At 72.1% G+C, this 15,787-nt stretch carries 10 protein-coding genes; 5 read left to right on the forward strand and 5 right to left on the reverse strand.

Annotated elements, in window-relative coordinates; genetic code table 11:
• Positions 1–77 precede the first annotated feature (77 nt).
• The 4 genes from C1A38_RS01440 to C1A38_RS01455 are packed head-to-tail and all read left to right on the forward strand — an operon-like array spanning position 78 to position 6,617.
• Entirely contained in the window at positions 78–1,796 is a 1,719-nt protein-coding gene (locus C1A38_RS01440; protein ID WP_102656003.1) for an acyclic terpene utilization AtuA family protein, read from the forward strand.
• A complete protein-coding gene (locus C1A38_RS01445; protein ID WP_102656004.1) occupies positions 1,793–3,394 on the forward strand; it encodes an acyl-CoA carboxylase subunit beta in 1,602 nt (533 codons plus the stop codon). The genes C1A38_RS01440 and C1A38_RS01445 overlap by 4 nt, the downstream gene beginning before the upstream one ends.
• Before the next feature lie 11 nt (positions 3,395–3,405).
• Complete coding sequence (locus C1A38_RS01450) at positions 3,406–5,454, forward strand: ATP-binding protein (protein ID WP_102656034.1); 2,049 nt, start codon at positions 3,406–3,408, stop codon at positions 5,452–5,454.
• Positions 5,451–6,617: an acyl-CoA dehydrogenase family protein gene (locus C1A38_RS01455; RefSeq protein WP_102656005.1), complete on the forward strand. Its 1,167-nt coding sequence runs from the start codon at positions 5,451–5,453 to the stop codon at positions 6,615–6,617. The genes C1A38_RS01450 and C1A38_RS01455 overlap by 4 nt, the downstream gene beginning before the upstream one ends.
• 71 nt (positions 6,618–6,688) lie before the next feature.
• Here the strand turns inward: C1A38_RS01455 and C1A38_RS01460 are convergent, their stop codons facing one another.
• Positions 6,689–8,470 (reverse strand): alpha/beta hydrolase, encoded by a 1,782-nt coding sequence (locus tag C1A38_RS01460; protein ID WP_102656006.1) that lies wholly within the window; start codon positions 8,468–8,470, stop codon positions 6,689–6,691.
• 237 nt (positions 8,471–8,707) lie between these two features.
• On the opposite strand from C1A38_RS01460, the gene C1A38_RS01465 reads away from it, so the two are divergent.
• Entirely contained in the window at positions 8,708–9,034 is a 327-nt protein-coding gene (locus tag C1A38_RS01465) for a hypothetical protein (protein WP_102656007.1), read from the forward strand.
• Between the two features lie 39 nt (positions 9,035–9,073).
• Here the strand turns inward: C1A38_RS01465 and C1A38_RS01470 are convergent, their stop codons facing one another.
• The 4 genes from C1A38_RS01470 to C1A38_RS01485 all read right to left on the reverse strand — a co-directional run bounded on the left by C1A38_RS01470 (position 9,074) and on the right by C1A38_RS01485 (position 15,651).
• Positions 9,074–10,540, reverse strand: coding sequence for a serine/threonine-protein kinase (locus tag C1A38_RS01470; RefSeq protein WP_102656008.1), 1,467 nt, complete (start codon positions 10,538–10,540; stop codon positions 9,074–9,076).
• 31 nt (positions 10,541–10,571) lie between these two features.
• Complete coding sequence (locus tag C1A38_RS01475; protein WP_102656009.1) at positions 10,572–11,048, reverse strand: hypothetical protein; 477 nt, start codon at positions 11,046–11,048, stop codon at positions 10,572–10,574.
• 140 nt (positions 11,049–11,188) lie between these two features.
• Positions 11,189–14,752, reverse strand: a complete 3,564-nt coding sequence (locus C1A38_RS01480) for an adenylate/guanylate cyclase domain-containing protein (protein WP_102656010.1) — start codon at positions 14,750–14,752, stop codon at positions 11,189–11,191.
• Positions 14,749–15,651 (reverse strand): MBL fold metallo-hydrolase, encoded by a 903-nt coding sequence (locus C1A38_RS01485; RefSeq protein ID WP_102656011.1) that lies wholly within the window; start codon positions 15,649–15,651, stop codon positions 14,749–14,751. Before C1A38_RS01485 ends, C1A38_RS01480 begins: the two co-directional genes overlap by 4 nt.
• Positions 15,652–15,787 lie beyond the last annotated feature (136 nt).

Raw genomic sequence — 15,787 nt, forward strand, 5'->3', positions numbered from 1 at the left:
ATGCTCGACCTGCCCGCACCGCCCACCGCACCGACTGCCACCGGACGGCTCGCACCGACTGCCACCGGGCGGCTCGCATGAGTCGGGCCACCGGCCCGGGTGCGGTGCTGCGGGTCGGTAACGCCTCCGGCTTCTACGGCGACCGTTTCTCCGCCTGGCGGGAGATGCTCGACGGCGGCGAGTTGGACGTGTTGACCGGGGACTACCTGGCCGAGTTGACCATGCTCATCCTGGGCCGGGACCGGATGCGCGACCCCGACCTCGGCTACGCGAAGACCTTCCTCCGGCAACTGGAGGGCACCCTCGGCACCGCGCTGGACCGGGGCGTACGGATCGTCACCAACGCCGGTGGGCTCAACCCGGCGGGGCTGGCCGCCGCCGTGCGGTCTCTCGCCGACCGGCTCGGGCTCACTGTGCGGGTCGGGTATGTGGAGGGCGACGCCCTCGCCAGGCCGGACGCACTGACCGCCAACGCGTACCTCGGGGCGTTCGGCATCGCCGCCTGCCTCGACGGTGGGGCCGACGTGGTGGTGACCGGCCGGGTCACCGACGCCTCGCTGGCCGTCGGCCCGGCCATCGCGCACTTCGGCTGGGGACGCGACGACCTGGACGCGCTGGCCGGGGCGACCGTCGCCGGGCACCTGATCGAGTGCGGTGCCCAGGTGACCGGGGGCAACTTCAGCTTCTTCACCGAGTTGCCCGACGGTGGGCACCGGCCGGGCTTTCCGATCGCCGAGCTGCATCCGGACGGCTCGGCCGTGCTCACCAAGCATCCGGGCACCGGCGGCGCGGTCACCGTCGAGACGGTCACCGCCCAACTGTTGTACGAGGTGGGCGGGCCTGCGTACCTGGGGCCGGACGTGGTGACCCGGCTGGACACGGTGACCCTGGATCAGGAAGGGCCGGACCGGGTCCGGGTCTGCGGGGTCCGGGGTACGCCCCCACCGGAGACGCTCAAGGTCGGCATCAACAACCTGGGCGGCTTCCGCAACTCGATGACGTTCGTGCTCTGCGGGTTGGACATTCCGGCCAAGGCCGCCCTGGTCGAGGCGCAGTTGACCGAGTCGGTCGGCCCGGATGGGCTGGAGTTCACGCTGGCGCGTACCGATCATCCGGATGCCGTGGACACCGAGACGGCCAGCGCGCTGCTGCACGTACACCTGCGCGACGGTGACAAGTCGCGGGCCGGGCGGGCCTTCTCGGCCGCGGCGGTGGAGCTGGCGCTGGCCTCCTATCCGGGTTGCACCTTGACCACTTTGCCCGGCGACGCCACCCCGTACGGAGTCTTCACCACGGACGCCGTGCCGCAGGGCGACGTCGCACACGTCGCCGTGCTGCCCGACGGCATCCGCGTGCCGATCCCGCCGCCCCCGGTGACCTGTTTGGAAGGGCCCCCTATACAACACCAGGCGTTAATAAGGGGCCCTTCCTTTCACTCGACCCGGCGGGGGGCGCTGGGGGAGGTGGTGGGGGCGCGCTCGGGCGACAAGGGCGGCGACGCGAACCTCGGGGTGTGGGCGCGTACGGACGCGACCTGGGTCTGGTTGCGGGGCTGGCTGAGCGTTGAGCGGTTGGCCGAGTTGCTGCCGGAGACGGCGGCGCTGCGCGTGCAGCGGTACGAGCTGCCCAACCTGCGCGCGGTCAACTTCGTCATCGAAGGGCTGCTGGGTGCCGGGGTGGCCGCCTCCACCCGGTTCGACCCGCAGGCCAAGGCGCTCGGCGAACTGCTCCGCGCCCGGGTGGTGGACCTGCCGACGGAGCTGACCGCCGGACCGGCATCGGAGGGAGCGAAGTGAGCACACTGGACACCGCCGTCGATCCCACCTCGGCGGCGTTCCGCGCCAACCGGGAGGCGTTGCTGGAACGCATCGCCGAGCTGGACGACACCGTGCAGCAGGCGCGGGCCGGTGGCGGCGAGAAGTACGTGACCCGGCACCACGGGCGCGGCAAGCTGCTCCCCCGGGAACGCATCGAGCTGCTGCTGGACCAGGACAGCCCGTTCCTTGAACTGTCACCGGTGGCCGGGTACGGCACGGATTTCCCGGTCGGGGCCAGCGTGGTGACCGGCATCGGGGTGGTCGAGGGCGTCGAGTGCCTGGTGGTCGCCAACGACCCGACGGTACGCGGCGGGGCGGTGAACCCCTGGTCGCTGGCGAAGACCCGGCGGGCCGGTGAGATCGCCCTGGCCAACCGGCTGCCCATGGTGAACCTGGTCGAGTCGGCCGGGGCGGATCTGCCCACCCAGGCGGAGATCTTCATTCCGGGTGGCCGGGTGTTCCGTGACCTGACCCGGCTCTCGGCCGAGAAGATCCCCACGGTCAGCGTGGTCTTCGGCAACGCCACCGCGGGCGGGGCCTACGTGCCGGGCATGTCGGACTACACAATCATGATCCGGGATCGGTCGCAGGTCTACCTGGCCGGACCGCCGCTGGTGAAGATGGCCACCGGTGAGGACGCCGACGACGAGTCCCTGGGTGGGGCGGCCATGCACGCCACGACGAGCGGCCTGGCCGACTTCCTCGCCGCCGACGAGCGGGACGGCATCCGGCTGGCCCGGCAGTGCGTACGCCGGTTGAACTGGCGCAAGCTGGGCCCCTCGCCCCGCAACCCGCACCCCCAGCCGCCGAAGTACGACCCGGAGGAGTTGCTCGGCATCGTCAGCGCCGACCTCCGGGTGCCCTTCGATCCCCGCGAGGTGCTCGCCCGGGTGCTCGACGGCAGCGAGTTCGACGAGTTCAAACCGGCCTACGGCACCGCCCTGGTCACCGGTTGGGGCGAGCTGCACGGGTACCCGGTCGGTGTGCTCGCCAACGCCCGAGGTGTGCTGTTCAGCGCCGAGGCGCAGAAGGCGGCCCAGTTCATCCAGCTCGCCAACGCCACCGACACCCCGTTGATCTTCTTGCAGAACACCACCGGCTACATGGTCGGCACCTCCTACGAGCAGGGCGGCATCATCAAGCACGGCGCCCTGATGATCAACGCGGTGTCGAACTCGAAGGTGCCGCACCTGACGGTCAACCTGGGTGCCTCGTACGGGGCCGGCAACTACGGCATGTGCGGTCGGGCGTACGAGCCGAGGTTCCTGTTCACCTGGCCGAACGCGAAGTCGGCGGTGATGGGCCCGGCGCAGTTGGCCGGGGTGCTGTCCATCGTGGCCCGGCAGGCCGCCGCCGCCCGTGGCCAGGAGTTCGACGCCGACTCCGACGCGGCGATGCGAATGATGGTCGAGCAGCAGATCGAGTCGCAGTCCGGGGCGCTGTTCCTCTCCGGTCGGCTCTACGACGACGGGGTGATCGATCCTCGGGACACCCGTACCGTCCTCGGGTTCTGCCTGTCGGCCATCCACAACGGACCGGTGAAGGGCGCCGACGGCTTCGGCGTCTTCCGAATGTGAGCGGGCGAATCATGATTGACAGGTTGCTGGTCGCCAACCGCGGGGAGATCGCCCGCCGGATCTTCGCCACCTGCCGGGCACTGGGCATCGAGACGGTAGCGGTGCACTCCGACGCGGACGCCGACGCCCCCTTCGTCGGCGAGGCCGACCAGGCTGTCCGCCTGCCCGGCAACACCTCCGCCGAGACGTACCTGCGGATCGACCTGATCCTGGACGCGGCCCGGCGCTGCGGCGCGGACGCCGTCCACCCCGGCTACGGCTTCCTCGCCGAGAACGCCGACTTCGCCACGGCGGTGGCCGACGCCGGCCTGACCTGGGTCGGCCCGCCCGCCAAGGCGATCGCCGCGATGGGCGACAAGCTGGCCGCCAAGACGCTGCTCGCCGAGGCCGGCGTACCGATGCTGCCCAGCTGGACCGAGGCGGACCAGGTCACCGACTTCCCGGTGCTGGTCAAGGCGTCCGCCGGGGGTGGCGGTCGCGGCATGCGCATCGTCCGCGACCGGGCCGGGCTGGCCGAGGCCGTCGCCGGTGCGCGCCGCGAGGCGGCGTCGGCGTTCGGCGACGGCACGGTCTTCATCGAGCGGTACGTCGAACGGGGCCGGCACGTCGAGGTGCAGATCGTCGGCGACCGGCACGGTACGGTGCTCGCCCTCGGCGAGCGGGACTGCTCGATCCAGCGCCGACACCAGAAGATCGTCGAGGAGGCACCGGCGCTGCTCGCCACCGAGGTGCGGGCCCGACTGCACCAGGCGGCGGTGGCCGCCGGCCAGGCCGTCGACTATGTCGGGGCGGGCACTGTGGAGTTCCTGTTGACCGAGGAGGGTGATTTCTTCTTCCTGGAGATGAACACCCGACTCCAGGTGGAACACCCGGTCACCGAGGCGGTCACCGGGCTGGACCTGGTCCGGCTGCAACTGTTGGTCGCCGAGGGCCAGCCCCTGCCCGTGCCGGCGACCCCGCCGGTACGGGGCCACGCCATCGAGGTACGCCTCTGCGCCGAGGACCCCGCCCAGGGGTACCGCCCGGCTGCTGGCACCCTGCACCGGTTCGCGGTGCCCGGGGTGGCCGCCGAGTTCACCCCGCACCAGGGGTTGCGGCTGGACTCCGGGGTGGTCGACGGCTCGGTGGTGAGCGTGCACTACGACTCGATGCTCGCCAAGCTGATCGCCTGGGCACCCACCCGCGCCGAGGCGGCCCGCGCCCTGGCCGGTGCGCTCGCCCGCGCCGAGTTGCACGGCGTCACCACCAACCGGGACCTGCTGGTCCGGGTGCTGCGCAGCCCGGAGTTCGGTGCGACGCAGGTCGACACCGGTTTCCTGGACCGGCACCCGGAGGTCCTCGCGCCACTGCTGCCGCCCGCCGAGCTTCCGCTCGTCGCGCTGGCCGCCGCGCTCGCCTCGGCCGCCGCCCGTCGCGCCGCCGCACCTGTGCTGGCCGGGCTGCCGTCGGGCTGGCGCAACGCGCCCGCCGTCCCGCAGGTCACCCGGTTCACCAGCGGCGACGGCGGCGAGATCGAGGTCCGCTACCGGTTGGATCGGGCCGGCCGGCTCGCGCACTTGTCGACCTCTGCCGACTCGACCGCCGCTTCACCCCACCACGCCGGTCCGACCCCAGCTACGCCGAACGAGTCCGGCGAGGCCGGTGCGGAGCCGCACGAGGCGGTCACCCTGGTCGAGGCGGGCCCGGAGCGGGTCGTGCTGGACGTGGCCGGGGTGCGGCGGGCGTACCGCGTACACCGGGTCGGGTCCGAGGTCTTCGTGGACGGCCCGGACTCCGCAGCGCGGCTTGTCGAGTCGCCGCGTTTCCCGTTGCCCGGCGCGGCGCTGGCCGCCGGGTCGCTGCTGGCCCCGCTGCCCGGCGCGGTGACCCGGGTGCACGTCGAGGTCGGCCAGCGGGTCGCCGCCGGTGACCTGCTGCTGACCCTGGAAGCGATGAAGCTGGAACACCCCGTTTTCGCCCCGACCGACGGCGTGGTCACCGAACTGCCGGTCCCGCCCGGCGGGCAGGTCGACACGGGTGCCGTGCTCGCCGTGGTCAACCCGCTTGAGGAGACATCGTGACGAACTTCGACCTCAGCCCGGAGCAGGACCAGTTACGCGAGGCGGTGCGCGCGCTGGGTCGCCGGTACGGTCACCGCTACTTCGTGGAGAAGGCCAAGGCCGGCGAGCACACCACCGAGCTGTGGCACGAGGCGGGCCGGCTCGGCTACCTCGGCGTCAACATCCCCACCGAGTACGGCGGTGGTGGCGGCGGGATCACCGAACTGGCCATCGTCTGCGAGGAGTTGGCCGCCGCCGGCTGCCCCCTGCTGCTGCTCGTGGTCTCCCCCGCGATCGCCGCCACCGTCATCCACCGGCACGGCACCGAGGAGCAGCGCAAACGCCACCTGCCCGGGTTGGCCGACGGCTCCCAGAAGATCGTCTTCGCGATCACCGAACCGGAGGCGGGCTCGAACTTCCACCGCCTCGCCACGGTGGCCCGCCGTGACGGCGACGACTGGCTGCTGTCCGGGCGCAAGTGCTACATCTCCGGCGTCGACGAGGCACAGCACGTGCTGGTGGTGGCCCGTACCGAGGACGCGGCGACCGGCAAGCTCAAGCCGGCGCTGTTCCTGGTGCCCACCGACGCGCCCGGAATGACCCGCTCCAAGCTCGACATGGAGATCGTGTCCCCGGAGAACCAGTTCCTGCTCTACCTGGACGACGTTCGACTGCCCGCCGACGCGCTGGTCGGTGAGTCTCTCGACGCCGGTCTGCCGGCGCTGTTCGCCGGGCTGAATCCGGAACGGATCACGGTTGCCGCGATGGGTGCCGGCACCGGTCGGTACGCCATCGAGCGGGCCACCGAGTACACCGCCACCCGGGCGGTCTGGGGCGGCCGAACCATCGGCACCCACCAGGGTGTGTCGCACCCGCTGGCACACGCCGCCGTGCAGGTGGAGCTGGCCCGACTGATGATCCAGAAGGCGGCGGCCCTCTACGACGCCGGGCGGGATCTGGAGGCGGGCGTGGCCGGCAACATGGCCAAGTACGCCTCCAGCGAGGCCGCGGCGCTGGCCGTCGACACCGCCGTCCAGGCTCTCGGCGGTGCCGGCATGACCACCGAGTACGGCGTGGCCACCCTGCTCGGTGCGGTACGCGCCAGCCGGATCGCACCGGTCAGCCGCGAGATGATCCTCAACTTCGTCGCCCAACACATCCTCGGCCAGGACAAGTCGTACTGAGCCGGGGAAGACGGGCCGGGGTACGGCGGGCGACCCGAACGCCTGCCGTACCCCGGTGAGTCGAACGTAACTCAGCGACCGGCCGGTGTCCCTACCGGCAGCGGCGCCACCACTGGCGGTAGCTGCTTCGGTGCACCGCGACGCGGCGCGCCCTGCGCGGCCATGTCGCTGCTGGGCATCTCGGCCCGGGTGGTCGCCGCGAACTCCGGCACCTCCTGGAAGGGCTGAATGTCACCCTTGCAGACCGTGCCCTTCCTGGGCAGCGTCACCCGCAGCAGGTACGCGTCCATGGCATCGGTCACGCAGGCCGAGGTCCCGTACGCCGTGTGCCCCCAACTGTCGCTGGACAGCAGTCGGCTGTTCGGCAGCAGCTTCGAGGCGGACACCGCCCCGTTGTAGTTGGTGGAGGGGTCCCAGTAGTTGCCGACCACCAGCACCGGGTTGGCGGTCCGCCGGTTGAAGGGGCCGGTGAACCGGTCCTCGTCGCGTACCGTCCAACTGCCCCGGGCGCAGGGCGCGCTGGCCCAGGTCCAGAGCCGACCGAAGTACGGATCCCGCTTGTCGGCCCTGGCTGCCCGGGCCGGCCAGGAAGCGACGGCCGTGGGGTGGTTGGCGTCGACGCAGTTCACCCCGAGGAAGGCCTCCATCATGTTGTCGTACGGGATGTCGTCGAAGTGGGCCTGAGCCAGCCACCGGCCCAGCGCGGCCCGCGCCTGCTCGCGGTCCGCCGCGGATGCCGTCGGGTCGGTGAGCCGCAGCACCTCGGCGGTCAACCACACGATGTCGCCGTCGTTCCAGGGGTAGTACAGCAAACTGAGGACGGTGCCGATGAAGCTGGTGTAGGTGAAGGTTCGCGGGCCGAGGTACGGGACTTCGATCACCACCGACCCGGCCTTGAGCCGTTGCATCGCCAGCTCGAACTTGGCCGCCGGGTCGCCGGGGGCCAGCGGGCAGAGGTCGGCGCCGACGGTCCTGCACCGCTTGAGGATCTCGCTGAGCGCCTTGTACGCGCCCTGCGCGCTGCGCATCCGCGACTCCTGGTCGACGTCGCCGTAGTTCCCGCCACCGACCCAGGCGGTCGCGTCCAGCACCCCGTCGATCGCCACAGCGCGAACCCGGTCGGGGAACATGTTCGCGTAGTGCTGCCCGAGGATGCTGCCGTAGCTCCACCCCAGGTAGGTCAGCTTCTTGTCGCCCACGGCCCGACGCAGCACGTCCATGTCCCGGGCCACCTGGGCGGTGGACATCGCGCCACTGATCGGCTTGCCCGTGGTGGAGCAGGCCTTGCCGACGGCGACCGAGGAGGCCACGTACTTCTTCTCCTCCGCCTTGGTGTACGGGAAGGCGACGTTCAACCCCTCGTACGCCCGGGTCTGTTCCTCGACCGTTCTGAAGCACCTGATCGGGTTGCTGGCACCCACCCCGCGCGGGTCCATCCCGACGATGTCGAACCGGTCCAGCAGCACATCACTGAGGAAGTACGGCGAGGCCAGGACGGTGGCGATGGCCGGGACTCCGGGACCACCCGGGTTGATGAAGAGGCTGCCGATCTTGCGCTTCTGGTCGCGTGCCTTGACCCGCACGACTGCCACCTGGGTGGTGGGGCCCTTCGGGTCGTCGTAGTCAAGTGGCAGGTCGACCGTGGCGCACTCGGCCCCCTCGTCGCACTCCGCCCAGTTCATCCTGGGGGTGGGTACCCGGTCGACGCGCAGGCTCTCCTTGATGCTTGTGCGGTGCGAGACGCTCGCACCACCGATGACGATCGGGGCGGCAGCGGCGGGTACGACCGCCATCCCGGCGAGCAGTACGCCGGTGATAGCCGCTGCGGCCAGTGTCCGGGCTGGTCGTGGCATAGGGACGCCTTCCGGTGGGGTGAGGGACACGTCGAGTCGAGGCTCGACCACGACCACTTTAGATACTCAGAACTCATCGCTTTACCGGACAAAGATGAGCTTATCCTGGCATTCACTCGGGCGAATGTAACAACCTGTTCATCAGATGCGCCGTATCCAGCGGTGCGATGCCTGACGTTTTCCCAATCATGGGAAGTCCGTAGTTGACAGACCGGCGATCCCCGACATTCTGGACCAGTGAAACGCTTCTCCGACGCCCGAACCGTCGCGGTGGTCGCCGCCATCGCGGCCTGCTGGCTACTGGCGTCGCTGGTCGCCGGACGTCGACAAGACCTGATCGGCGTGGCGATGGCCCTGCTCTGCGTCCTGCTCGCCACCGTCGCCGGAGTGGCAGTGGCCGCAGCCCGTCAGCAGGATGCCGCCGTTGCGTCCGATCCCGCGCCCCCACTCGGGCCTGCCAACACCGGGCCGCAGGGCGTGGACGCCGACACGCTGGAGACGTTGGGCGACCGCGACGCGGTCCGCGCGATGCGGGCCCGCTACCGGACCGACGGCGACAAGTGACCGGGCAGCCGCCGCCCGCACACCTGTCGCGCCGCCCGGTCAGTTGCCGGTGAGCGTGGGCGAGGCCAGTCCGTTCAGCCCTCGTCCGGCGAGGCAGCGATACGTGGGGTCGACCTCCGCGTCGGTCGGAGGCAGCACCTCCAGGTTCCAGCCGGTCGTCGTACGCCCGCCGATGATCAGTCGGAACGTCTCCTCGTTGCAGACCCGCTGGACGGCCGGATCGGCCACGATCTCGTCGTGGCCGGCGTCAGCCAGCGCGGCGGGCAACTCGCCCTGGGCGTAGCTCTCCCAGGTGTGCCGACTGTCGCACGGCACCCGGCTCGCCTCGGCCCGTTGACCCCGCACCTGCACCGGCCCGAAACACTCCAACTCCTCCGCGCACCGGGCACCGCTGGGCAGCGCCTGCGGCACGGCGGCACAACCCGGCCGCAGCACGCCGGTCGCCGAGGGGCGAACGGGCAGGGTCGGCTGGGCCGGCGGCAGACCACCGGCGGCCCAGGCGCCGACCCCGGCCGACGCGGCCAACGCGACGACGCCCGCCATGCCGAAGAACCAGCGTCGCCGACGCTGCCGGGCCGAGTCGCCGGGGGCCGCAGTGGTGGGCGGCGGGTGGGGCGGACCGGCGTCGTACCGGCCGCCACCAAATCCGAACGAGTTGTCCTGGGCGTATCTGCCGGGAGCGCCCAGGGAGAGATTGGCAAGCAGGTCGCGCAACTCCGCGGCGGACGGCCGCTCCCCCGGATCGTTTGCCATGCCCACCCGGAGCACGTCCATCAGATCCTCCGGCACCCCGGGCAGGCTGGGGATCGGCTGGTGGAACATCTCCAGCACGGTCACCAGGCTCGGGTTCCGCTCGGCCTGCCAGCGGGGCGGCCGACCATGCATGACCGCGTAGAGCGTGGCGCAGAGCGCATACACGTCGACGGCTGGCGACGGCGGGCTGTGATTGAACATCTCCGGTGGCGCGTACGCCGGGGTGAGCACCTCCAGGGCGACCGAGGCGTCCCGCATCTCGGCGACCACCGCCAGCCCGAAGTCGGCAAGCACCGCGCTGTTGAAGTGCGAGTAGAGGATGTTTGCGGGCTTGACGTCGCGATGCAGCACGCCCGCGCCGTGCGAATGGGCGATCGCGTCGGCGATCTTGACACCGAGGTCACGGGCCTCGACGGCATCCAGCGGCGAGGTACGCATCCGCTCGGCGTACGACCCGTCGCAGAGTTCCATGATCAGATAGGGGTGCTGGTCGATGGTGACGCCGACGTCGAACAGGTCCACCACGTGCGGGTGTGACGACATCCGGCCGGCCGCCCGCGCCTCGCGCAGGAAACGCGCCTGGTCCCGTTCGCTGGCCAGGGTGCGATTCTCCACCTTGACCGCGACCTCACGACCTACGGAGATCTGAGTGGCCCGGTAGACCGTCGCATAACCACCCCGGGCGAACACCTGCAAATCAGTCAGACCAGGCACAATGGGCATCGGCAACGAGCCGGGCGGCGTGTCGGTCACGGTATCGAAAATACCCAACCGCACCGTCCGCTCATCGAACCGCATCGGCAGACGGCTCCACGTTCGACGTTCCCGCCCCGCCACGCCCGCCCGAATCCGCAGCGTCACCGGCTCGCCGGGCATCCCACCAGAGGCCCGCCGCGGTGGCCAACGCGCCCACGCCCTCCCAGGCGGCCACGCCGAAGAACGCGCCGGGCGCCACGTCGGCCAGCACCGCGAGCGTGAACACCGTGAACGTGACAAGCCGGAAGACCACCGTGAAGCGGTAGAACGCCCGCCACTCGGTGGCGGTGGCGAGCAGGTAGTAGACGCCCATGTTGAACGAGGCCATCGACGAGGCGGTCACGAAGACACCCGTGTAGTCGCCGGCCGTACGGGTCTCCGGAATCTCGAAGCCGAGCATCCCCAGCAGCGTTTCCGGCCAGAGCAGCCCGACCGCGCCCATCAGCAGTGCCAACACGCCGAACACGGCGATCGTCCAGCCGGCAACCGAGCGCGGCAGCCTCATCTTCAGCCCTCCCCCTTGACGGCCCAGCGACCACGTCGACAAACGCGGGCAACTGCACGGTAACCGTCGGCGTTACGAATCACATCACCGAAACCGACACACCTGCAGCTGCCGTACCAACCCGCCCCGGCAGGGACGGGTCAGCCGGCGGCGCGTAGCCGGGCCAGCAGGGACTCGGCGGCGGCGCGCTCGCTGCGCTGCTCGGTCGCGTACGCCAGACGAACCGCCTCCTCGGCACAGGCCGTCGCCTCGGCCGGGCGACCACACGCGGCCAACGCCTCGGCGAGCACGCTCACCGCGATCACCTGACTGCGTACGTCCTCCGCGGGCACCTGCACCGCCCGCCGGGCCCAGTCCAACGCCTGCTCCCGCTGTTCGTGCGCGAGCAGCGCCGAGGCGTACCGCGCCATCGACTGCCGGCGGGCGAACAGCAACGAGGGCGTACCGGCCGCGGCGGTGGCGACCGGCGCGAGCAGCCCGACCGCGGTACCGGAGTCGCCGGCCGCCAGCCGGGCGGTCGCCAGCAGCACCCGGGGCGCCACCTGTGCGGGTGCCTGCGGGTTGTGCGGCTCGACGCTGGTGAGCACGGCCCGGGCGTCGCGTTCGGCAGCGCTGACGTCGCCCATGTCCAGCGCCACGAAGCCACGCAGGGTGCCGGCCATCCCGGTGAGCAACGGGTGACCCGTACGGTGGGCGTAGGACATCGCGTCGGTGAGCAGGTCGGCGGCGTGCTCCGGCTCGCCCAGCCCTCGGGCGACCACCCCGCGTACGACCAGGGCGAAGCCCTGCCCCCACTCGTCGGAGGCGGCGGCGAACTCGCGGTACGCCCGCCGGGCCTCCCGATCGGCGTCGGCAAGGTCACCGAGTTCGGCCTTCGCGTACGCGTCGACGGCCCGCAGGGTGCCCACCGCCCACGCCTCGCCGACCCGCTCACCGAACGGCAGGAAGATCCGGGCCAGCCGGTGCGCCTCCCGTAGCCGGCCGGCGAGCAGCCGCGCGAAGGCGGTGGTGCCGCGCAGCCAGGCGCGGCCGTACGGGTCCTTGAGTTCGGCGAAGAGTCGAGCCGCCCGCCCGAGGACGGCGTCCGTACCGGCGAAGTCCCCTCGGGTGGTGGTCACCCAGGCCAGGTTCTGCAACGACCAGGCCTGCCCCCGGCGGTCCTGTGCCGCCAGGCTGACCTGGTACGCGGCGGCCAGCCGACTGCTCGCCTGACCCAACCGGCCGGCGAGGAAGTCCGCCATGCCCAGTCGCCGCATCGCCGAAGCCCGCAGTGCGGGCAGCTCGGCGTCGGTGGCCACCTGCAACGCCTCCCGCCAGTAGGTCTCCGCCCGCCGCAGGTCACCCATCACCTGCTGGGCCTGCCCGGCGAGCAGCAGCGCGCTGACCCGGGTCGCCGCCTGGTCCCCGGCGTTCGCCGCGATCTTCTCGGCGTAGGCCAGCGCGTCGGCGGCCTGCCCGACCTGGAGCAGCGCCCGGGCGTGGACCACACGGTCGGCACCCGGCACCTCGCCGCGGGCCAGCGCGGCGGCACGCTCGGCGTACTCGACGGCCAGCGCCGGCTCGCCCTCCTGCAACGACCGGCGCGCGGCGCGGCCGAGCGCGGCGACACCCAGCGGGGCGACCGCCCGGGCCGGCGCGTCCGGGCGCAGGGTGACCGCGTCGGCAAGCGCGGTCGCCCGTTCGACGTGACCGGCCACGAAGTCGTCCCGGGCGGCATCGGCGAAGCCGCCCGGGCCGCCCGAGCCGCTCTCCGGCGGCGCCGCCCAGCGGGCCAACGCGGCGTGCCGTTCGGCCAGCTCAGCCTTGCTTATCCCGGAGTACGCCGCCTCTCGCATCAGTGGTGTGGCGAACGCGTAGCCGGTCCGGGTGCGGTGCAGCATGCGGCGTTGCAGCAGCTCCTCCACCGCCCGTTCCTGCTCGACCGCGACCACCGCGGCCGGCCGGCCGGCCCGACCGGCGCGTTGTTCCCACAGCGCCTCCAGCGCACCGTCGGGCACCGTGTCACCGACCACCGCAGCGTCCCGCAGCACCGCGCGGGCCTCCGGTGGCAGGGCGTCGATTCGAGCCGCGAGCACGGCCGCCAGGTCGCGGGAGAGCAGCCGGCTGCCGAGTGAGCCGGGCACCAGCCGCCAACTGTTGCCCGCTCCGGCGGTCAACGCGCCGCGTTCCATCAGCAGGGTGACAAGTTCCGCCAGGTAGAAGGGGTTTCCCTGGGCGGTGGCGAGCAGTCGGTCGGCGTCGGCCTGGGGCAGTCGCCCGCCGTTGAGATAGCTGGTGAGCAGGCGGGCCGCGTCGGCACCGCGCAGCGGCGGCAGCGCGTGCACCTCGGCGTCCGCGACCCGGGTCAGGGTCCCGGCGGTACGCACCAGTTCGGGCCGGCCGAGCAGCAGCACCAGGATCGAACCGTCGAGCCGGGAGAGGGTGACCTCCAACGCCCGGATCGTCTCACCGGTGGCGTCGTGCAGGTCGTCCACCACCACCATCAACGGCGCCTCGGCGGCGAGCGCGCTGAGCAGGTCCGCCACCGCGTTGGGTACCGCCTCGGCGTCGGGTGGTGGAGAGTTGCTCCAGTCGACCTGGTCGGTGCCGGTGGGCAGTTCGGCGTACCCGAGCAGGGCCAGCAGCTGGTCGACGGCGACCGGGGCGGGATCGGGGCGGAACCGGCTGAGTCGCTGGCCGAGCCGCCGCAGCCGCTCCTCCACCGCCGCCCGGGTGACCGCGGTGGCCGTGTCGTTGGGCAGGCCGGCGGCGGCGCGTACCAGGTCGGCGAGGGGAGCGAGCCGGCGACGCTCGCCGAACGCGGCACACCGTACCGACAGCACTCGGGCACCGGTGTGGGCGGCGTACCGTCCGGCCCCCACGTCGTAGCCGGCGGCGAGACGTTCCACCTCGGCGGCGAACCGGGACTTGCCGATGCCCGCCTCGGCGGTCATCAGCAACACTCGGGGCTCACCCCGGTCGATCACCTCGGCCAGTCGCCCGGCGACCCGGCCGATCTCGGTCTCCCGCCCTACGTAGGGTGCCTCGTCACCGAGCCCTGACCGGGTGCCCGGGGCGTCCAGCAGGCCGAGCAGTTCGTACGCCTCGACCGGCTCGCGCTTGCCCTTGAGCCGCAACGGCCGCAGCGCCCGCCAACTGGCCACGTGCCGGGTGGCCGCGGCGGTGCGCGCCCCGGCGTAGACCGCGCCGACGGCGGCGGCGTCGGCCAGCCGGGCGGCGGTGTTCACGGTGTCGCCGATGACCGTGTACTCGATGGCGGCCTGGATGCCGGCTATCACGTCGCCGGTGTTCAGGCCGACCCGCAGGCCCAGCGGCGCGCCGCCACCGCGCTCGTCGTCCAGCACCCGGCGCACCGCCCGCTGCATGGACAGCGCGGCGCGTACGGCCCGCTCGGCGTCGTCCTCGTGAGCCACGGGGGCACCGAAGACCGCCATGATCCCGTCGCCGGTCAGCTTGTCGACGTGCCCGCCGAAGGTCTTCACCGCCCCGGCGAGGGAAGCCAGCACCCGGTCGGTGACCGCGCCGACCCGCTCCGGGTCGAGATCCTCCGACCAGGAGGTGAAGTCGGACAGGTCACCGAAGAGCACGGTCACCACCCGGCGTTCGGCGGCCGGCAGGGTCGCGGCGGCCGGCAGTGCGGCACCACAGTTGTGGCAGAACCGGCCACCGGGTACGGCGACGGTTCCACAGACCGGGCAGGTCACGGTGTGTCCAACCCCGCGCCGCCAGCGCCGGGGTTCCGGCCCAGATACTCCAGTTGGGCGCGGACCGACCACTCCGCCGCCCACCACAGCGACCGGTCCACGTCGGCGTAGACCTTCGCGACCACCTCCGCCGCGGTGTGCGCACCCTCGTCGAGGGCCACCCGGACCTGGTCGAGCCGGGCCCGCCGGTGGGCGAGGTAGAACTCGGCGGCGGCACCGCAGTCGGCAAGCGCCGGGCCGTGTCCCGGCAACGCCGGGATCCCCCGGTACGTCGAGAGCAGTTCCAGGCTGGCCAGGTAGTCGCCGAGGTGGCCGTCCGGGTGGGCGACCACGGTGGTGCCTCGGCCCAGGATGGTGTCGCCGGTCAGCACCACCTGCCGGCCGTCCCGCTCGACCAGCAGGCAGATCGAGTCGGCGGTGTGCCCGGGGGTCGGCACCAGCCGGATGGACAGCCCGCACCCGTCGCCGCCCAGCTCGACACTGTCCGGTCCGTCACTGTCCGGTCCGTCGCTGTCCGGTCCGTCGCTGTCCGGTCCGACGCCGTCCGGTCCGGTGCCGGTCAGGGGCGGGGCGGCGATGCTGTACGCGGGATCGACGGCCCGGACCGGCACCCCGTCGAGCAGTTCGTGCAGCCGCGGGGCGCCCTCGGTGTGGTCGGGATGCCCGTGGGTGATCAGGACCAGCCCGATCGGCCCGAGCGCGGTGATCGCGGTCAGATGCCCCTCGTCAGCCGGCCCCGGATCGACCAGGACCCCGTACGCCGCACCGGGAGCCCGCAGCAGCCAGGTGTTGGTGCCATCCAGCGTCATCACGCCCGGATTGGGCGCGCGCAGCAACGTCACCCACTCCGGCAGTTCGCTGGCGAGGGCGGTCACCGCCCCCGTCACATGCCCTCCCATGGCTGCGATCGTACGACCCCACCAACCCGCCCTCGCGATCTTGCAGTTTCAGTCCCCGATTCGCCCCTGATTAGGGCGTTTCATCCCGACCGAAAGTGCAAGATCGCGGGGGCGAGGGCGGGAGGGCGGGGAGGGC

Source organism: Verrucosispora sp. ts21, assembly GCF_002879555.1.
GTDB lineage: Bacteria > Actinomycetota > Actinomycetes > Mycobacteriales > Micromonosporaceae > Micromonospora > Micromonospora gifhornensis.

What these genes read in the sequence shown, in the direction of transcription:
- C1A38_RS01440 (WP_102656003.1), top strand. Translation starts at nt 78, where the DNA reads ATGAGTCGGGCCACCGGCCCGGGTGCGGTGCTGCGGGTCGGTAACGCC.
- C1A38_RS01450 (WP_102656034.1), top strand. Translation starts at nt 3,406, where the DNA reads ATGATTGACAGGTTGCTGGTCGCCAACCGCGGGGAGATCGCCCGCCGG.
- C1A38_RS01460 (WP_102656006.1), bottom strand. Translation starts at nt 8,470, where the DNA reads ATGCCACGACCAGCCCGGACACTGGCCGCAGCGGCTATCACCGGCGTA.
- C1A38_RS01475 (WP_102656009.1), bottom strand. Translation starts at nt 11,048, where the DNA reads ATGAGGCTGCCGCGCTCGGTTGCCGGCTGGACGATCGCCGTGTTCGGC.
- C1A38_RS01485 (WP_102656011.1), bottom strand. Translation starts at nt 15,651, where the DNA reads ATGGGAGGGCATGTGACGGGGGCGGTGACCGCCCTCGCCAGCGAACTG.